Here is a 21,580-nt window from a genome sequence, read left to right as displayed (position 1 = left end):
TAGAAGCGTTTTCAGGGGATCCGGCGGCGCTGCGCGCCGACCTACGATTGAAAAGACGACCTTGAGTGCTGGCTTGCTACAGCGGTGGAGTGCGGAATGCGTGAGTTTGAAACCGAATCGAATCGGGCGTCCGGGTTCGCGGAGCGGCTGACCGAACTGCCCCCCGGTGACCGCTCGGCATTCCTGGCCGACGTCGTCCACGACGCCACCCGGGCCGCGCTCCTGGCGGCCCGGCCGGACGTCCCGGCGTTGCTCGACCCCGAAAAGGCGTTCTCCGACCACGGGTTCGACTCGCTGGCCGCGGTGGAGCTGCACGCGCGGCTCACCGAGGCCACCGGGCTCGACCTGCCGGTCACGCTGGCCTTCGACCACCCGACGCCGGTCGCCGTCGCGCGCTTCCTGCACGCGGCGGTGTTCGGCGCCGAGGTCGTCCACAGTGGACCTTCGAGCACGGGTGACGTAGACGAGCCGGTCGCGATCGTCGGCATCGGCTGCCGCTACCCGGGCGGGGCCGCCTCGCCCGAGGAGCTGTGGCGGCTCGTCGCCGAAGAAGTGCACACCATCACCGGGTTCCCGACCGACCGCGGCTGGGACCTCGACGGCCTCTACGACCCGGACCCGGACCGCCCGGGCAGCAGCTACGTCACCTCCGGCGGGTTCCTGCCCGACGCCGGGGAGTTCGACGCCGGCTTCTTCGGCATCGCCCCGCGCGAAGCGTCCGCGATGGACCCGCAGCAGCGGCTCGTCCTCGAGACCGCCTGGGAAGCCCTGGAGCGCGCCAAGATCGACCCGACGACGCTGCGCGGCACACCTGCGGGCGTCTTCATCGGCGCCGAGGCCCAGGAGTACGGCCCGCGCCTGCACGAGGCCCCCGACGGCCTCGACGGCTACCTGCTCACCGGCAACGCGCCCAGCGTCGTCTCCGGCCGCGTCGCCTACGCGCTCGGCCTCGAAGGCCCGACGCTGACCGTCGACACCGCGTGCTCCGGCTCGCTCGTCGCGCTCCACCTCGCGGTGCAGTCCCTGCGACGTGGCGAGACCCCGCTCGCGCTCGCCGGCGGCGTCGCCGTCATGGGCGGGCCCGGCACGTTCACCGCGTTCAGCCGCCAGCGCGGCCTCGCCGAAGACGGCCGCTGCAAGGCTTTCGCCGCGGGCGCCGACGGCACCGGGTTCGCCGAGGGTGTCGGTGTCCTGGTGCTGGAACGCCTGTCCGACGCGGTCGCGAACGGGCACACCGTGCTCGCCGTCGTCCGCGGTACCGCCATCAACTCCGACGGTGCCTCCAACGGCCTCACCGCCCCCAACGGCCCGTCGCAGCAGCGCGTCATCCACCGCGCCCTCGCCGACGCCCGGCTGGAAGCGTCCGAAGTGGACGCCGTCGAGGCGCACGGCACCGGCACCCGGCTCGGCGACCCGATCGAGGCGCAGGCCCTGCTCGCCACCTACGGCCAGAGCCGTGAGACGCCGCTGCTGCTCGGCTCGATCAAGTCCAACATCGGCCACACCCAGGCCGCGGCCGGCGTGGCCGGCGTGATCAAGATGGTCGAGGCGATCCGCCGCGGCCGGCTCCCGAAGACCCTGCACGTCGACGCGCCGACGCCGCACGTCGACTGGACCGCGGGCGCGGTCGAGCTGCTGACCGAGGCCCGCGAGTGGCCCGCGGTCGAACGTCCGCGCCGCGCGGGTGTTTCGTCGTTCGGTGTCAGCGGCACCAACGCGCACGTCATCATCGAACAGGCTCCGGCCACCGCCGACGAGACCGTCGACACCCGGCCGCTGCCGGTCGTGCCGCTCGTCGTCTCGGCCCGCAGCGAGGAAGCCCTGCGGGCGCAGGCCGAGAAGCTCGTGTCCACAGTGGAGTCCGCCGACCTCACCGAGATCGGCTTCTCTCTGGCCGGCACGCGTGCCGCGCACGACCACCGCGCCGTCGTCGTCGCCGAGAGCACCGAGGACGCCGTCCGCGGCCTGCGTGCGCTCGCCGCGGGGGAGCAGGACAGCGCCGTCGTCACCGGCGAACGCACGCCGGGCAAGCTCGCGATGCTGTTCACCGGCCAGGGTTCGCAGCGGCTCGCCATGGGCAAGGAGCTGTACCTGGCCCACCCGGTCTTCGCCGAGGTCTTCGACGAGGCCATCGACCACCTCGACGTGCAGATGGACCGCCCGCTGCGCGACGTCCTCTTCGGCGACGACGCCGACGAGCTGAACGGCACCCAGTACGCGCAGTGCACGCTGTTCGCGATCGAGGTCGCGCTGGCGCGGCTGCTGGAGTCGTGGGGTGTCAAGCCGGACGTCCTGCTCGGGCACTCCATCGGTGAACTGGCCGCCGCGCACATCGCCGGCGTCTGGTCGCTGGAGGACGCCTGTCTCGTCGTCGCCGCGCGTGGCCGTCTGATGCAGGCTCTACCCGAGGGTGGCGCGATGGTCGCCGTCGCCGCGACCGAGGACGAGGTCCTGCCGCTGCTCACCGACGGTGTCAGCATCGCCGCGATCAACGGCCCGGCGGCCATCGTCGTCTCCGGTGAGCGGGACGCGGTCGAGGGCGTCGTCGCGGTGTTCCGTGCGCAGGGCCGCAAGACGAGCGAGCTGCGCGTGTCGCACGCGTTCCACTCGCCGCTGATGGAGCCGATGCTCGCCGAGTTCCGCGAGGTCCTGGAGGTCGTCGACTTCGCGCCGCCGTCGATCCCGGTCATCTCGAACGTCACCGGCCGCCTGGCGACCGCCGAGGAGCTGTGCTCGCCCGGTTACTGGCTCTACCACGTCCGGCGGGCCGTGCGATTCGCCGACGGCGTCGCCGCGCTCGCCGCGGCCGGGGTCACCACCGCTCTGGAGGTCGGCCCGGACGCTGTCCTGGCCGCGATGGCCGCCACCGGCCCGCACGGCAACGACATCGCCTTCGTGCCCGCGCAGCGCCGCGGCCACGCCGAGGTCCCGGCACTCGCCGGCGCGCTCGGCCGGCTGCACACCCGCGGCGTGCGGGTCGACTGGACCGCGTTCTTCGGCCCGGCCAACGCCGTGGACCTGCCGACCTACGCCTTCCAGCGCAAGCACTTCTGGCTCACCGCGCCGAGCCACGGCGACGCGGCCGGCTTCGGCCAGCTCGCCTCCGGCCACCCGCTGCTGGCCGCCGAGATCGGCCTGGCCGACCACGACGGCCTGGTCCTCACCGGCCGGATCGGCCTGCGGTCGCACCCGTGGCTCGCCGACCACACCATCGCCGGCACGGCCCTGCTGCCCGGCACCGCGTTCGTCGAGATGGCCCTGCACGCCGCCGAACGGGCGGGCTGCGACGTCGTCGACGAGCTGACCCTGCAGGCACCCCTGTCCGTGCCGGAGGGCCGGGGCGTCGAGGTGCAGGCCGTGGTCGGCCCGGTCGAGGACGGCCGTCGCACCATCGAGTTCTACTCGCGGACCGAGCAGGACGTCGCCTGGACCCGCCACGCCGTCGGCGTGCTGGCCGAGGAGGAGGCCGCCGCGCCCGCGCCGATCACCGAGTGGCCGCCGTCCGGCGCCGAGGTCGTCGCCACGCACGAGCTGTACGAAGAGCTGGCGGCCCAGGGCTACGGCTACGGCCCGCTGTTCCAGGGCCTGCGCACCGCGTGGAAGCGCGACGACGTCGTGTTCGCCGAGGTCGCCCTGCCCACCCGGGACGAGGACTTCGGGATCCACCCGGCACTGCTCGACGCCGTCCTGCACGCCACCGACTTCGCCCCGGGCGAGGCCCGCGAAGCCGACGAGATCCGCCTGCCGTTCGCGTGGACCGGCGTGCGGCTGCACGCCTCCGGCGCGACCGAGGTGCGGGTGCGGATCACTTCGCCCGCCACCGGCGGCGTCTCCCTGGAAGTGACCGACCCGGCGGGGACGCCGGTGCTGTCGGTCGAGTCGTTCCGCTCCCGCCCGGTCAGTGGCACCGACCTGGGCCCGCGGGCCCAGGACCTGCTGCACACCGTCGAATGGACGCCGGTCGCGGCGTCCGACGCCGAGTTCTCGGTGACCGAGGTTTCCGAACTCGCCGAGCTGACCGACGTGCCGGATGCCGTCCTGGTGCGGATCTCCGCGAAGGGCCGGAGCGTTCCGGCCGCGGCCAAGCAGACCGCGCACCGCGTGCTCGCCGTCCTTCAGGAGTTCGTCGGCGACGACCGCTTCGCCTCGGCCAAGCTCGTGCTGCAGACCCGCGGCACGCTCGCCGACTCCGTCGCGCGCGGGCTGGTCCGGTCGGCGCAGGCCGAGCACCCGGGCCGGATCGTGCTGGTCGAAGGTGAGACCACTAGCGCGACGCTGGCCACCGCGCTCGCGTCCGGCGAGCCGGAGCTGCGGATCGACGGCGACCAGGTGCGGACCGCCCGGCTCGTCCGCCTGCTCGCCGACGCCGACGCGCCGGCCTGGCAGGCGGGTGGCACCGTGCTGATCACCGGCGGCACCGGCGGCCTCGGCGCGCAGGTCGCGCGGCACCTCGTGGCCACGCACGGCGTCCGGCACCTGGTGCTGCTCAGCCGTCGTGGAAGCGACGCCCCGGGCGCGGCCGAACTGGTCGCCGAGCTGGGGACGAGCGCAACGGTGCAGGTCATCGCCTGTGACGTCACGAAGAAGCGGTCGCTGTCGGCCGCGCTGAAGAAGATCGAGCAGCCGCTGACCGCCGTCGTCCACACCGCCGGTGTGCTCGACGACGCGATGATCGGCTCGCTCACCGACGATCGCCTCGACACCGTCCTCGGCCCCAAGGTCGACGCCGCTTGGGCGCTGCACGAGCTGACCTCCGACCTGGCCGCGTTCGTCCTGTTCTCGTCCTCGGCCGGCCTGGTCGACGGCGCGGGCCAGGCGAACTACGCGGCGGGCAACACCTTCCTCGACGCGCTCGCCGAGCACCGCCGTGGCCAGGGGCTCCCCGCGACGTCCCTGGCCTGGGGCCTGTGGACCGACGACGGCGCCGCGCTCGGCATGAGCGCCGGACTGTCCGAAAAGGACTTGAGCCGGATCGGCCGGCTGGGTCTCGCCCCGCTGACCGCGTCCGAAAGCCTGGCCGCGCTGGACGCCGCGATCGCCACGGGCACGCCCACCGTGGTGCCCACCCGCGTCGACCGCGTCGCGCTGAGCGCCCGCGACGACGTGCCGGCGCTCCTGCGCGGCCTCGTCCCCGCGAACCGGCGCCGCATCGCCGCGGCGGCCGGGGAGCTCACGCCGGAGCGGCAGTTCGCCGAGCGGTTCGTCTCGCTGTCCGAGGCCGACCGCGACCGCGCGGTGCTGGACCTGGTGCGTACCCACGTCGCGGCCGTGCTCGGCCACGACGGCCCGTCGGCGATCAGCCCGTCCCGCCCGTTCGGCGAGATCGGGTTCGACTCCCTCGCCGCGGTGGAACTGCGCAACATCCTCGACTCCGTCACCGGCCTGCGGCTGCCCGCGACGCTGGTGTTCGACCACCCGACCCCGCGCGCGCTGGCCGAGTACCTGGTCACGCGCGTCGCCGGGCTCGCCCCGGCGACGCCGGTCGCGCCGGTGACCACGGCCGACCCGGAAGAGCCGATCGCCATCGTCGGCATCGCCTGCCGCTACCCCGGCGGCGTCGCGACGCCCGAGGACCTGTGGCGGCTCGTCTCGGGTGGGGAAGAAGCGCTCACGCCGTTCCCGGCCGACCGCGGCTGGAACGTCGACGCGCTCTACGACCCCGAGCCCGGCAAGCCCGGCCACAGCTACGTCAAGCACGGCGCCTTCCTGCACGACGCCGCCGAGTTCGACGCCGACTTCTTCGAGATCAGCCCGCGCGAGGCGGCCGCGATGGACCCGCAGCAGCGGCTGCTGCTGGAAGTGTCCTGGGAGGCGTTCGAGCGGGCCGGCATCGACCCGGTTTCGTTGCGCGGCAGTGCCACCGGTGTGTTCGCCGGCGTCATGTACCACGACTGGGGCACCCGACTCGGTACGGTTTCCGACGACATCGCGGGCTACCTCGGCAACGGCAGCCTCGCCAGCGTCGTCTCCGGCCGCGTCTCGTACGCCCTCGGCCTGGAGGGCCCGACGGTCACCGTCGACACGGCGTGCTCGTCCTCGCTGGTCGCCCTGCACTGGGCGGTCCAGGCCCTGCGCCGCGGCGAGTGCACCCTGGCCCTCGCCGGTGGCGTCACCGTGATGTCCACCCCGGACACGTTCGTCGACTTCAGCCGCCAGCGCGGCCTGTCCGCCGACGGCCGCTGCCGCTCGTTCGCCGACTCGGCCGACGGCACCGGCTGGGGCGAGGGCGCGGGCATGCTGCTCGTCGAGCGGCTCTCCGACGCCAAGCGCAACGGCCACCCGGTCCTGGCGCTGCTCAAGGGCTCCGCGGTCAACCACGACGGCGCGTCCAACGGCCTCACCGCCCCGAACGGTCCCTCGCAGCAGCGCGTGATCGCGAAGGCACTGGCCGACGCGGGTCTCAATCCGTCCGAAGTGGACGCCGTCGAAGGCCACGGCACCGGCACCACGCTGGGCGACCCGATCGAGGCGCAGGCCCTGCTCGCCACCTACGGCCAGGGCCGCGCCGAGGACCAGCCCCTGTGGCTGGGTTCGATCAAGTCCAACATCGGCCACACCCAGGCCGCGGCCGGCGTCGCCGGCATCATCAAGATGGTCATGGCGCTGCGCAACGAGCAGCTGCCGCAGACCCTGCACGTCGACCGTCCGTCCACTGTGGTCGACTGGGACACCGGCGCGGTGCGGCTCCTGACCGAGTCGCGCGACTGGTCCCCCAACGGCCACCCGCGCCGGGCCGCCGTCTCGTCGTTCGGCATCAGCGGCACCAACGCCCACGTGATCATCGAGCAGGCTCCGGCCGACGCCGGGATCGAGCAGCCGGCCGAGCCGCAGCCCGACGCCGTCGTCCCCGTCGCGCTCTCCGGGCGCACCGCGGCCGCCGTGCGCGGCCAGGCCGCCCGGCTGCGCGAGTACCTCGCCGACCACGAAGACATCACCGTCGCCGAGCTGGCTCGCTCGCTGGTCTCGACCCGCTCCGCGCTGGAACAGCGGGCCGTGGTGGTCGCCGGGACCCCGGCCGAACTGGCCGACGGTCTCGACGCGCTGGCCGCCGGCGAGCCCGGCACCGACGTCGTCACCGGCACCGCCGGCGAGGGCAAGCTCGCGTTCCTGTTCTCGGGCCAGGGCGCCCAGCGCGTCGGCATGGGCCAGGCGCTGCACGCCACCTACCCGGTGTTCGCCGAAGCCTTCGACGCCGTCTGCGCCGCGATCGACCCCCTGCTGGACATCCCGCTGCGCGACGTCGTCTTCGGCACGACCGCGCTGGCGAACCGCGGCCTGCTCGACCAGACGCAGTACACGCAGACCGCGCTGTTCGCGGTCGAGGTCGCGCTCTTCCGGCTCGCCGAGTCGTGGGGGATCGTCCCCGACGCCCTGGCCGGGCACTCGATCGGCGAGCTGGCCGCGGCGCACGTCGCCGGCGTGCTCTCCCTCGAGGACGCGGCGGCGCTGGTCGCCGCGCGCGGCCGCCTGATGGGCTCGCTGAGCGAGCCGCCGGGCGCCATGGTTTCGCTGGCCACGACCGAAGAGGGCGCGCGGGAACTGCTGCGCGGGCACGAGGACGAGGTCAGCATCGCCGCCGTCAACGGCCCGGAGTCGATCGTCGTCTCCGGCGTCGCCGAGGTCGTGGCCCGGATCGAGCGGGCGGCCACGGTCGCCGACGTCCGGACGCGCCGGCTGCGCGTGAGCCACGCCTTCCACTCGCCGCTGATGGCCCCGATGCTCGACGAGTTCCGCGAGATCGCCGCCGGCCTGACGTTCCACGCGCCGCGGATCCCGATCTTCTCCACGGTCTCGCCCGGCGCGGACCTGACTTCACCGGAGTACTGGGTCACCCACGTCCGCGAAGCCGTGCGCTTCGGGGACGCGATCGCGGCCCTGGCCGCCGACGGCGTCGAGACGTTCCTCGAGCTGGGGCCGGACAGCGTGCTGTCGGCGCTCGGCCCGCAGAGCGTCGCGAACCCCGACGCGGTCGCGTTCGTGCCGTTCGGCCGCCGCGACCGGGACGAGGTGCGCACCGCGCTGGCCGCGCTCGGCCGTCTCCACACCCGCGGGGCCGCCCAGCTGGGCCGCGTGCTCGGCGACGGCCCGGTCCGGCTCGACCTGCCGACGTACGCCTTCCAGCACAAGCGCTTCTGGCTCGACGCGACGCCGTCCGGCGACGTGACGGCGGTCGGCCAGCAGCCGCTGCCGCACCCGATGCTGGGCGCGGTCGTGCCACTGTCCGGTTCGGACACCACGGTGCTCACCGGCCGGCTGTCGGCCGGGTCGGTGCCGTGGGTGGCCGACCACGTCGTGAAGGGCGCGATCCTGGTGCCCGGCACCGGGTTCGTCGAGCTCGCCATCGCCGCAGGCGACCAGGTCGGCCACTCGACGGTCGAAGAGCTCACGCTGCAGGCGCCGCTGGTCCTGCCGCCGGACGGTGCCGTCGCGCTCCAGGTCGTGGTCGGTCCCGCCGACGGCGACCGCCGCCCGGTCACCGTGTTCTCCCGGCCCACCGACGGCGAAGAGTGGACCCAGCACGCGGTCGGCACGCTGTCCGCGGCGCCGCGGCCCGAGCCCGCCGGGCTCACCGAGTGGCCGCCGGCCGGGGCGACCCCGATCGTGGTCGAGGGCGCGTACGACCTGCTCGACGAGCGTGGCTACGGCTACGGCCCGTCCTTCCAGGGCCTCAAGGCCGCCTGGCGGCGGGGCAACGAGGTCTTCGCCGAGGTCGCGCTGCCGGAGCCGGCGGCGTCGACGGCGAGCCTCTACGGCCTGCACCCGGCGTTGCTCGACATCGCCATGCACGCCGATCTCCTCGGCGACCCGGGTGGCGCGACGCTGCTGCCGTTCGTCTGGAACGGCGTCACGCTGCACGCCGCCGGCGCTTCGGTGCTGCGGGTGCGGATCGAGCGGCTGAACGGCGACGAGGTGTCGGCCATCGAGGTGGCCGACAGCGAAGGCCGTCCGGTCGCGACCATCGACTCGCTCGTCTCGCGTCCGGTCCGCCGGGAGCTGACGGCGTCGCCGGCCGAGGTGGACGGCTCGCTGCTGAAGATCGCCTGGCAGCCCGTCTCCGTGCCGCCGTCCGACGCCGAAGTGGTCGCCATCGGCCGCGGCCGCGTCGGGGTGGCCGCCACCTACGCCGGGTTCGCCGACCTCACCGCGGCGATCGACCGCGGCGAGCCGGTGCCGTCCCTGATCACGCTGACCGTGCCGGGCGCCGAGGGCGATGTCCCGGCGGTGGCCCGCGAGAACGCCGCTTGGCTGCTCGCCGAGCTGCAGGCCTGGCTGGCCGAGCCCCGGTTCGGGATCACGAAGCTGGCCGTGGTGACGCAGGACGCGGTGCCCGCTGGTGAGTCCACTGTGGACGTCACGCAGGGGCTGCTGTGGGGCCTGGCCCGTGGGGCGCAGGCCGAGCACCCCGGCCGCGTGTTCGTCGTCGACGGTGACGAGGCCGCGGCGGCCGGGTCCATCGCGGCGGTCGTCGCCTCCGGGGAGCCGGAAGCAGCTATTCGCGAGGGCGCGGTGCTCGTGCCGCGGTACGCCAAGACCGAGTCCGGCGACGCTTCGCCGTGGCGGGCCGGCGGTGCCGTGCTGATCACCGGTGGCACCGGCGGGCTCGGCAGCCTGCTGGCGCGCTACCTGGTGGCCGAGCACGGCGTCACCGACCTGGTGCTCACCAGCCGCCGCGGGCTCGGTGCGCCGGGGGCCCCGCAGCTGGTCGAGGACCTGAAAGACCTGGGGGCCCGGGTGCGGGTCGCCGCGTGCGACGTCACCGAGCGCGCCCAGGTCGAGAGCCTGGTCGGCGCGATCGACAACCTCACCGCCGTGGTGCACGCGGCGGGCACGGCCGACAGCGGCGTCTTCGACTCGCTGACCGCCGACCGGCTCGACTCGGTCCTGCGGTCCAAGGTCGACGCCGCCTGGCACCTGCACGAGCTGACGAAGGACCTCGCCGCGTTCGTGCTGTTCTCCTCCGCCGGCGGCCAGGTGCTGCCCGCGGGCCAGGCGAACTACGCCGCGGCCAACGCGTTCCTCGACGGCCTCGCCGCGCACCGGCGGGCCGCGGGCCTGCCGGCGACGGCGCTGGCCTGGGGTCTCTGGGCCGAGAACACCGGCCTCGGCGGCGAACTCGCCGAAGCCGACCTCGCCCGGATGGCGCGGCTCGGCCTCCCCGCGGTCACCGCGGAGCAGGGGCTCGCGCTGTTCGACGCGGCGACCGCCGCCGAGGACGCCGTGATCGCCCCGCTGCGGGTCGACGTCGCGGCGCTGCGGGCCCGCACCGACGACCTGCCGGCCCTGCTGCGCGGGTTCGTCCCGCCGAAGGCCCGCCGGACCGCCAGGGCGGCGGCGAAGGCTGCCGACAACGCACTGGCAGCGGAGCTGGCTTCGCTGGCCGACAACGAGCGTGACCGCGTGCTGCTGGACATCGTCCGCACGCAGGTGGCCACCGTGCTCGGCTACGCGGACAAGTCCGAAGTGGACGGCACCCGGGCGTTCAAGGAGCTCGGCTTCGACTCCCTAGCAGCGGTCGAGCTGCGCAACCTGCTCGGCACCGCCACCGGCCTGACCCTGCCGGCGACGCTGATCTTCGACCACCCGACCGCCAAGGCGGTGGCCGACTTCGTCAAGGGCAAGCTGCTCGGCGCGGTCGCGAAGGTCCCGGCCACCACGACCCGGACCAACGCGTCGATGCAGGAGCCCATCGCGATCGTCGGCATGGCCTGCCGGTACCCCGGCGGCGTCCGGTCGCCGGAGGACCTCTGGCAGCTGCTGGTCGACGAGGTCGACGCGGTGTCGGAGTTCCCGACCAACCGCGGCTGGGACATCGAGAGCATCTACGACCCCGAGCGCGGCAAACGCGGCAAGACCTACGCCCGCGAAGGCGGCTTCCTCCACGAAGGCACGTTGTTCGACCCGGCGTTCTTCGGCATCGGCCCGCGCGAGGCGCTGGCCATGGACCCGCAGCAGCGGCTCCTGCTGGAGACGGCGTGGGAGGCCATCGAGCGGGCCGGCATCGACCCGACCGCGCTGCGCGGCAGCATGACCGGCGTCTTCACCGGCGCGATGTACGACGACTACGGCAGCCGCGTCCCCGGCGCGCCCCTCGACGTCGCCGCCTACATCCCCAACGGCAGCTCGGGCGCGGTCGTCTCCGGCCGCATCTCCTACCTGCTGGGGCTGGAAGGCCCGTGCATGACGGTCGACACCGCGTGCTCGTCCTCGCTGGTCACGCTGCACCTCGCGGTGCAGGCGCTGCGGGCGGGGGAGTGCGGGCTGGCACTGGCGGGCGGCGTCACGCTGCTCTCGCAGCCGGACCTGTTCGTCGACTCCAGCCGCCAGGGTGTGCTGTCGCCCAACGGCCGGTCGAAGTCCTTCTCCGCGGCGTCCGACGGCGTCGGCTGGGCCGAAGGCGCGGGCCTGCTCCTGCTGGAGCGGCTGTCCGACGCCCAGCGCAACGGGCACGAGGTCCTGGCCGTGGTCCGCTCCAGCGCCGTCAACCAGGACGGCGCGTCCAACGGCCTCACCGCGCCGAACGGGCCGTCGCAGGAACGCGTGATCCACGCGGCCCTGGCGGCGGGCGGTCTCACTCCGTCCGAAGTGGACGCCGTGGAGGCGCACGGTTCCGGCACGAAGCTGGGTGACCCGATCGAGGCGCAGGCGCTGCTGGCCACCTACGGCCAGGACCGTCCGGACGGGCGGCCGCTGTACCTGGGCTCGGTGAAGTCCAACATCGGCCACGCGCAGGCTTCCGGCGGCGCGGCGGGCGTGATCAAGGTCGTCCAGGCCATGCGGCACAACATGCTGCCGAAGTCGCTGCACATCGACGCGCCGTCCCCGGTCGTCGACTGGACCACCGGCGACATCGAGCTGCTGAGCGAGGCTCGCCCGTGGCTGCCCAACGGCCGCCCGCGCCGCGCCGGCGTCTCGTCCTTCGGCATCAGCGGCACCAACGCGCACATCATCATCGAAGAGGCACCGCCGTCCACTGTGGAGCGTCCGCGCCGGACGGCTCCGCCGCTGACGTCGGTTCCGCTGCCGATCGCCGGGACCACTGCGTCGGCGCTCGCCGACCAGGCCGCCCGGATGGCCGCGTGGATCCGGTCGAACCCGGAGCTGGACCTCACCGACGTCGGTTACTCGCTCGCCACCGGGCGAGCGGCCCTCGACCACCGCTCGGTGGTCCTGGCCGCCACCCGTGACGCCGCTTTGAAGGCACTCGACGGCCTCGCCACCGGCGGGACCCCGGCGGGCACGGTGACCGGCGCGACCAGCGCGGCCGACCTGACCGCGTTCCTGTTCACCGGACAGGGCGCCCAGCAGCCGGGCATGGGCCGCGAGCTGTACGAGGCCTTCCCGGTCTTCGCCGGTGCATTCGACGAAGCGTGCGGCCTGTTCGACACCGACGTCCCGCTGAAGCAGGTCATCTGGGCGGAGAAGGGTTCCGCCGACGGCGAGCTGCTGAACAAGACCGCGTACACGCAGTGCGCCCTGTTCGCCATCGAGGTCGCGCTCTACCGCTTGGTCGAGTCGTGGGGCATCACGCCGGACTACGTCGCCGGGCACTCGATCGGTGAGCTGGCCGCGGCGCACGTCGCCGGGGTGCTCTCCCTTGCCGACGCCTGTGCACTGGTCGCGGCTCGCGGCCGGTTGATGCAGGCCCTGCCTTCCGGCGGGGCGATGGCAGCCATCGCGGCCACCGAGGACGAGGTGCGTGCCGCGCTCCCGGCCGAAGTAGACATCGCCGCGGTCAACGGCCCGCGCTCGGTGGTCGTCTCCGGCCCCGAGGCCGCGGTGCAGGCCGCCATGGCCGCCTTCAAGGAAGCCGGACGGCGCGTGAAGCAGCTGGTCGTCTCGCACGCCTTCCACTCCTCGCTGATGGAGCCGATGCTGGCCGAGTTCGCCGTGGTGGCGGAGAAGCTGACGTACTCGGCCCCGGGCATCCCGGTCGTCTCCAACGTGACCGGCCGGATCGCCACCGCCGAGCAGCTCTGCTCGCCGGAGTACTGGGTGAACCACGTGCGGGAAGCCGTCCGGTTCGCCGACGGCGTCGGCGCGCTGCTCTCGGCCGGGGTGACCCGGTTCGTCGAGCTGGGCCCGGACGCCGTGCTGACCGGCATGGCCCGCGAGTGCGACACGTCGCTCGCCGACCGGCCCGACCGCGTCGTGGGCGTGCCCGCGCTGCGCCGGGGCCGCGACGAGGTCCAGACGCTGTTCACCGCGCTGGCCACGCTGTACTCGCGCGGGGCGAAGCCGGACTGGAGTGCCGTGTATGCCGGCCGTGGCGCGTCCACTGTGGGCCTGCCGACGTACGCCTTCCAGAACAAGGAGTACTGGCTCAACGCGACGAAGCGGGCCGGCGACGTCGGCTCGCTGGGCGCCAAGTCCGCCGGGCATCCGCTGCTGGGCGCGCTGGTGGAGCTGCCCGACGGCGGCGCCGTGCTCACCGGCCGGCTCGCGGTCGACCGGCAGACCTGGCTGGCCGACCACGTGGTGATGGGCCGGACGATGCTGCCGGGCACCGCGTACGTCGAGCTGGCCCTGCACGCCGGCGACCAGCTCGGCTGCGACGTCCTGGAAGAGCTGACCCAGCAGGCCCCGCTGCTGCTCCCGGCCGAAGGCGGCGTCGACATCCGGGTCGTCGTCGGCGCTCCGGGCGCGGGCGGCCGTCGTGAGCTGTCGGTGCACTCCCGGATCGAGGACGTCTGGACGCAGCACGCGGCCGGCACGCTGTCCACCGGTGCCCAGCCGGAGGAGTTCGACCTCTCGGTGTGGCCGCCGGAGGGCGCCGAAGCCGCCGACCTCACCGGGCTCTACGACGACCTGGCCGGGCTCGGCTTCGGCTACGGCCCGGTGTTCCGGAACCTGCGCGCGGTCTGGCTGCGTGACGGTGAGGTGTTCGCCGAGGTGGCGCTGCCCGAGGGCACCGCGGCGAGCGAGTTCGGCCTCCACCCGGGCCTGCTCGATTCGGCGCTGGGTGCCACGGACTTCCTCGTCCCCGGTGGCCCGAAGGCGCTGACCGAGACGACGATCCCGTTCGCCTGGAACCAGGTCTCGCTGCACGCGGCCGGAGCCACGACGCTGCGGGTGTGGGTTCGCAAGGAGGGCAAGGACGCCTCGCTGGCGCTGGCCGACGCGACCGGTTCGCCGGTCGCCTGGATCGAGTCGCTGGTGACGCGGCCGGTGTCGGAGGGCCAGCTGGGCGCGAAGGTGCCCGACTCGCTCTACCGGATCGACTGGCAGCCCGCGGCCGGTGTCCGCCTGGTCAAGTCCCTCGAGGGCTGGGCCGTGCTCGGCACCGACGACCTCGGTCTCGGCGTACCGACGCACGAGCGGCTCGTGGCGGCCGACGTCCTGGTCCTGCCGGTCGGCTCCGCCGAAGGGGATGTCCCGGCCCGGGTCCACGCGACCGTCCAGGAAACCCTCGGACAGCTGCAGACCTGGCTCGACGGCTTCGAGGGCAAGCTCCTGGTCGTCACGCGCAACGCCGTGGCCGACAGCGCGGACCTCGCGCAGGCGCCGGTCTGGGGGCTCGTCCGGGCCGCGCAGGCGGAGAACCCCGGGCGGATCCAGATCGTCGACGTCGACGATCTGTCCCAGTCGACGCGTGCCCTGCCCGCGGTGGTCGCCTCCGGTGAGCCGGAAGCGATCGTCCGCGTCGGCGAGGTCCGCGTGCCCCGGCTGGCCAAGGTCACGACGGTCGGCGACCCGGTCGACTGGGACCCGGCCGGCACGGTGCTCATCACCGGCGGCGCGGGCCTGCTCGGCGGCCACCTCGCCCGGCACCTCGTCGCCCGCGGGGCCCGGAACCTCGTCTTGACCAGCCGTCGCGGTCTCGACGCGGCCGGGGCTCGCGAACTCGTCGACGAGCTGGCCGAGCAGGGTGCCGAGGTGACCGTCGCGGCCTGCGACGTCACCGACCGGGCCGAGCTGGCCACCCTCATCGAGTCGCTGCCGGACCTCACCGCCGTGGTGCACGCCGCCGGCCAGATGGACAGCGCGGTGCTGAGCGCGCTCACCCCGGAGCAGGTCGGGAACGTCCTGCGCCCCAAGGTGGACGCCGCCTGGCACCTGCACGAGCTGACCGCTTCGCTGGACCTCAAGGCGTTCGTCCTCTACTCGTCGGCGGGCGGCCTGCTGCTCGCCGCCGGGCAGGCGAACTACGCGGCGGGCAACGTCTTCCTCGACGCGCTGGCCGAACACCGCACGGCGCTGGGCCTCCCGGCGACGTCGCTGGCCTGGGGTCCGTGGGAAGGCAGCGGCGACGCGGTCGACCTGACGCACGTCGCCCGGTACGGGGTCGCGGAGCTGGCCGTCACCGACGGGCTCGCGCTCTTCGACGCCGCCCTCGCGGCCGGTGAACCGACGCTGGTGCCGGTCAAGCTCGCCGACCTGCGGGAAGCCGACCGGCTGGCACCGCTCCTGCGCGGCCTGGTCACGGCCACCCCGCGACGGGCTGCCGCGGCGGCCGGGCCGGCGACGGCGGCACCCGAAGCCGGGTTCGCCGAGAAGCTGACCGGGATGTCGGCCGACGAGCGGGAAACCGCGCTGCTGCAGCTGGTCTGCGAGCATGCGGCGGCCGTCCTCGGCTACGACGACGCTTCGGCGGTCGGGGTCGAGAAGGGCTTCACCGACCTGGGCATCGACTCGCTGGCGGCGCTGGAACTGCGCAACCGGCTCGGGGCCGCCTGCGGGCTGCGCCTGCCGGCGACGCTGATCTTCGACTACCCGAGCCCGCTGCCGCTGACCCGGTTCCTGCTCGGGGAGCTGCTGCCCGAGCTCGGCGAGCCGGTCGAAGAAGTGGCCGAGGCCAACGGAACCGACGAGGTGGCGGCGATCGCCGGGATGGACCTGGCCGACCTGGTCCGGTCCGCGATGGCCGGCGCCCAGACCGAGGATGGAGGGGACTCCCAGTGACCGGCCAACCGAAAAGCTCGCCGTCCACCGAGCAGATCGTCGCCGCGCTGCGTCAGTCCATGATGGACAACGAGCGGCTCAAGGCGGACAACCAGAAGCTCACCGCGGCGATGAGCGAGCCGATCGCGATCATCGGGATGGGCTGCCGCTACCCCGGCGGGGTCACCACGCCTTCGCAACTCTGGGACCTCGTCGCGAGCGGCACCGACGCCGTCGGCGAGTTCCCCGAGGACCGCGGCTGGGACACCCCCTCGCTCTTCGACCCCGCCGGCCGGCCCGGGACGACGTACTCGAAGGAGGGCGGTTTCCTCTACGAAGCCGCCGACTTCGAGCCGGAGTTCTTCGGGATCTCCCCGCGCGAGGCCCGCACGCTCGACCCGCAGCAGCGGATCGTGCTGGAGACGGCGTGGGAGGCCGTGGAACGCGCCGGCATCGTGCCCTCGACGTTGCGGGGCAGCAAGACCGGCGTTTTCGCGGGCGTGATGTACCACGACTACGGCGCCGGGAGCAGCGACGGCAGCCTGATCTCCGGTCGCATCTCCTACACCCTCGGGCTCGAAGGCCCGTCGGTGTCGGTGGACACGGCGTGTTCGTCATCGCTGGTCGCCTTGCACTGGGCGGCGCAGGCGCTGCGCCGCGGCGAGTGTTCGCTGGCGCTGGCCGGCGGCGTGACCGTGATGGTGACGCCGGACATGTTCGTCTACTTCAGCGAGCAGCAAGGGCTTTCCCCGGACGGCCGGTGCAAGGCGTTCGGCAGCGGCGCCGACGGCGTCGGGTGCTCCGAGGGTGCCGGGATGCTGTTGCTGGAGAAGCTTTCCGACGCGCGGCGCAACGGCCACCACGTGCTGGCCGTGCTGCGCGGCAGCGCGGTGAACTCCGACGGCGCGTCCAGCGGCATCACCGTGCCGAACGGGCCCGCGCAGCAGCGGGTGATCCGCGCGGCGCTGGCCGACGCCGGGCTGGAGCTGTCCGATGTGGACGCCGTCGAGGCGCACGGCACCGGCACCAAGCTGGGCGACCCGATCGAGGCTCAGGCGCTGATCTCGACCTACGGCAAGGTGGCGACGCCGGAGCGGCCGCTGCACGTCGGGTCGTTCAAGTCGAACGTCGGCCACACGCAGGCGGCCGCCGGCGTCGGCGGCGTGATCAAGATGGTGGAGGCGCTGCGGCGCGGCGTCCTCCCGCGCACGCTGCACGCCGAAGAGCCGTCGCCGCACGTCGAGTGGACGGACACCGTCTCGCTGCTCACCGCGGAACGGACGTGGCCGGAGACCGGCCGGCCGCGCCGCGCCGGGGTGTCGTCGTTCGGCATCAGCGGGACCAACGCGCACGTGATCGTCGAGCAGGGCGACCCGGTGGCCGTTTCTTCCGGTGATGAAGGCCCGGTGACCTGGCTCCTGTCCGCCAACGACCCCGAGGCCTTGCGGGCGCAGGCGGGCAAGCTGGCCGCGTCCGTGGGCGAAGAGTCCACTGTGGACGTCGGATATTCGCTGGTGACCACCCGTACTCTTGCCGAACACCGAGCCGGTGTCGTGGCTGCCGATCGTGAGGGCGCGATCCGCGTGCTCACCGAGTACGCGGCGGGCCGTCCGGCCGGCGTTGTGGAAGGTGTGGCGGGGGCGGGGCGCACGGCGTTCCTGTTCACCGGCCAGGGTGCGCAGCGCGCCGGGATGGGCCTGGAGCTGGCGGCGGCGTTCCCCGCGTTCTCCGAGGTCTTCGACCTGGTGGCCGCCGAACTGGACAAGCACCTCGACGTTCCCCTGAAGACCGTGCTCGGCTCCGGCGAGACCGGGTACACGCAACCCGCGTTGTTCGCGATCGAGGTCGCCGTGTTCCGGCTGCTCGAGTCGTGGGGTGTCCAGCCGGACTACCTGCTGGGGCACTCGATCGGCGAGCTGGCCGCGGCGCACGTCGCCGGCGTGCTCTCGCTCGAAGACGCTTGCACGCTGGTGACGGCCCGGGCGCGGCTGATGCAGGCGCTGCCCACCGGGGGCGCGATGGTCGCCGTGGCGGCGGCCGAAGCCGATGTCCTGCCGCTGCTGGGCGACGGCGTGTCGATCGCCGCCGTCAACGGGCCGGCGTCCGTGGTGCTCTCCGGGGACGAGGACGCGGTGCTCACCGTGGCCTCGAAGTTCTCGAAGACCACGCAGTTGAAGGTGTCGCACGCGTTCCACTCGGCGCTGATGGAGCCGATGCTGGCCGACTTCGCCTTCATCGCCCGGAACCTGACCTACCGCGCGCCGGAGATCCCGATCGTCTCGACGGTTTCGCCGGACGCCGACCTGACCTCGCCGGAGTACTGGGTGAGCCAGGTGCGCGACGCCGTCCGGTTCGCCGACGGGATCCGCACGCTGCTGGACGCGGGCGTCACGACGTTCGTCGAGGTCGGCCCGTCCGCGGTGCTCACCGCGATGGGCCAGACGTGCTTGGGTGAAGACGACCGGGCCACGTTCGTCCCGGTGCTGCGCAAGGACCGGCCCGAAGCCGAGTCGGCGGCCGCCGCGGTCGCCGCTCTCTTCGTCAGCGGGTCCACTGTGGACTTCTCGGCGTTCTACGCCGGCGGGACGGCGGTCGAACTGCCGACGTATGCGTTCCAGCGCAAGCGGTACTGGCTGGAGAACCCGACCGGCGCCCGCGTCCGCGGCGTCGCCGAGGTCGGGCAGCGCGACGCCGAGCACCCGCTGCTGGGTGCCGTCGTCGTCGCGGCCGACTCCGGTGGTGCCGTGCTGACCGGCCGGCTTTCGGCTTCGACGCAGCCGTGGCTCGCCGACCACGTCGTCCAGGGTTCGCTCGTGTTCCCCGGCACGGCGTTCGTCGAGCTGGCGGTCCGCGCGGGTGACGAGGTCGGCTGCGGGCGGCTCGACGAGCTGACCCTGGCCGCGCCGCTGATCGTGCCCCCGGAAGGGGCTGTCCGGCTGCAGGTCGTCGTCGGTGCTCTCGAATCGGAGCAGCGCTCTCTGTCGATTTATTCACAGGCCGAGGATGCTTCGGAATGGGTGCAGCACGGCTCCGGCCGGCTGTCTTCCTTCGTGTCGAGTCCGGCGGCTTTGCCGGAGTGGCCGCCCGCGGGGGCGGTCGAGATCGACGTGACCTCGCGCTACGACGACCTCGCCGCCCAGGGCTTCGACTACGGGCCGGTGTTCGCCGGGCTGCGCCGCGTGTGGCAGGACGGCGACACGCTGGCCGCCGAAGTCGCGCTGCCGGAGGACGCGGACGCGTCGGCGTTCGGCCTGCACCCGGCCCTGCTCGACGCCGCGCTGCACACGATCGGCCTGGCCGGGCCGACCGAGGACAAGCCGGTGCTGCCGTTCGCGTGGTCGGGCGTTTCGCTGCACGCGGCCGGGGCGTCGGAGCTGCGCGTCCTGATTACTTCGGACGTCGAGAACACCGTGTCGCTGACCGCGACGGACGCCACCGGTGCGCCGGTGCTCAGCGTCGAATCGCTTTCGCTGCGGCCGATCGCGGCCGACGCGTTCCGCGCCACGCGCTCGGCGGTCGACGACTCGCTCTTCCGCGTCGAGTGGCAGCCGTTCACAGGTGACGCCGTCTCGGGGGTCACTTCGGCGGTGCTCGGTGCCGGGTTCGGGTTGCCGGGGCAGTCCTATGTGGACCTTCCGGCGCTGGTTTCCGCGGGGGTGGCGCCGGATGTGGTGTTCGCGCCGTTCGTGGCGCCTGCCTCGGCTTCGCCGGCTGCGGCTCGTGAGGCGACGCATCGGTTGCTGGCGCTGGCCCAGGCTTGGGTCGCCGAGGAGACGTTGGCGTCGTCCCGGCTGGTCGTGGTCGCCGCGAACGCGATCGGGACGCGGCCCGACGAGGGCGTCGACGATCTGACGCACGCCGCGCTGTGGGGCGTGATCCGGACGGCTCAGCTGGAGTACCCCGACCGGTTCATGGTCGTGGACGTCGACGGTGGTCCGGTGCCCCTCGATGCGGTGCTCGGGGCGATGTACGCCGACGAGCCGGGCGTCGCGGTGCGGGACGGCGCGGTGCTGGTGCACCGGCTGGCGAAGTTCGTGCCTTCTTCGAATGTGGCCGGGCTGGATCCTGACGGAACCGTGCTGGTCACCGGCGGCACCGGCGTGCTGGGGCAGCTGATCGCGCGGCACCTGGTGACCGACCACGGCGTCAGGAACCTGCTGCTCACGAGCCGTCGTGGTGCTTCGGCGCCGGGGGCCGCCGAGCTGGTGTCGTCGCTGACTTCCTTGGGGGCCACGGTCTCGTTGGAAGCGTGTGATCTCGCCGACCGCGACGCGGTCGCGACTCTGCTGGACGGGGTCTCGCTGACGGCGGTCGTGCACACGGCGGGCGTCGTCGACGACGGCGTGCTGCTCGCGCTGACGCCCGAGCGGATGGACGCGGTGCTGCGGCCGAAGGTCGACGCGGCGTGGAACCTGCACTCGCTGACTGCTTCGCTGGACATTCCTTTCGTGCTGTACTCGTCGGCGGGCGGCACGCTCGGCGCGGCGGGCCAGGCGAACTACTCGGCGGCGAACGTCTTCCTGGACGCGCTGGCCCACCACCGGGCGGCGTCCGGGCGGCACGCGGTGTCACTGGCGTGGGGGTTGTGGTCCGAGGGCGGCATGTCGAACGAGCTGGCGGACACCGACCTGATCCGGATGGCCCGCTCGGGCGTGCTGGGCTTGTCGTTCGCGGACGGGCTTTCGCTGTTCGACGCGACGTTCGGTACGTCGCAGCCTTCACTGGTGCCGGTCCGGCTGGACATGTCCGGCGTGCGAGCCGACGCGCACAGCGTCCCGGCGATGCTCCGGGGCCTGGTCCGCGGTGGCACCCGGCGTCGCGCGGAGGTCGTGGACGACTCGTGGGCCCGGGTGGTGGCCTTGCCGGCGGCGGAGCGCGACCGCGCGCTGCTGGACGTGGTCTGCGGCACGGCGGCGGTGGTCCTCGGCCACGAGCGCCGTGACGCGATCGACCCGCGCAAGGGCTTCATCGAGCTGGGCTTCGATTCCCTGACGGCGATCGAGCTGCGCAACCGCCTGGAATCCCTGACGGGGCAACGGCTGCCGGCGACGCTGATCTTCGACCACCCGTCGGCGGGCGCGCTGGCTTCGTTCCTCGGTGCGGGGCTGACCGAACCGCCGTCCGCGGTGGAGGTCCGGCTGGCGGACCTGGAGACGGAGCTGCGGGCTTTGGACTCCGCGGAGCGGGCATCGGTGGTGGGCCGGCTGCGCGAGCTGGTGGCGACGTTCTCCCCGGCCGACCGCGAGCTCGAGGAGGCGGGCGCGGACGAGCTGTTCGCGATGCTGGACGAAGAACTGGAGTCACAGGGGTAGAACTCCCGGTCACCTCCCCCGGCCGGGTCCAGGGACCGCTTCCGCCAACGGCGCCGGAAGCGGTCCCTTTGCGTTGCGCCGGCCGCGGCTTGCCGTGTCTTGAATGAGTCATTCAGGTCTTCGGAGGTCTTGAATGACTCATTCAAGACCTTCGAGCGCAGGAGACGGTTCGGCACATGTTCGCAGTGAGGGGTTTCGCGGAGCGCCACGCGCGGTGGGTGCTCGACGCGAGTCAGGGATGCGCGGTCGCGAGGAGCGGCCGCGCTGCCGCATGTCTTGAATGACTCATTCAAGACGTCTCATCGGCCGGGCTCGCGGATCGCCGCTCAGGGCGCTCGACGCGAGCCGGAAACACCACCCGGACGAACGCCCCCAGGCGTCCGCCGCGG

2 protein-coding genes are annotated in these 21,580 nt (G+C 73.4%); both read left to right on the top strand.

Going from position 1 to position 21,580, the window contains the following annotated elements; genetic code table 11:
• Positions 1-96: 96 nt before the first annotated feature.
• Positions 97-15,900, top strand: coding sequence for a type I polyketide synthase (locus QQ657_RS35870; protein ID WP_284746761.1), 15,804 nt, complete (start codon positions 97-99; stop codon positions 15,898-15,900).
• On the top strand, positions 15,897-21,191 hold the full coding sequence (locus tag QQ657_RS35865) for a type I polyketide synthase (RefSeq protein ID WP_284746760.1): 5,295 nt from the start codon (positions 15,897-15,899) through the stop codon (positions 21,189-21,191). The genes QQ657_RS35870 and QQ657_RS35865 overlap by 4 nt, the downstream gene beginning before the upstream one ends.
• Positions 21,192-21,580 lie beyond the last annotated feature (389 nt).

It is taken from the genome of Amycolatopsis ponsaeliensis (assembly GCF_030182635.1).
In the GTDB taxonomy this organism is placed as follows: domain Bacteria; phylum Actinomycetota; class Actinomycetes; order Mycobacteriales; family Pseudonocardiaceae; genus Amycolatopsis; species Amycolatopsis ponsaeliensis.
The sequence above is the reverse complement of the archived record's forward strand: the minus strand, read 5'-3'. Positions and strand labels throughout refer to the sequence as shown.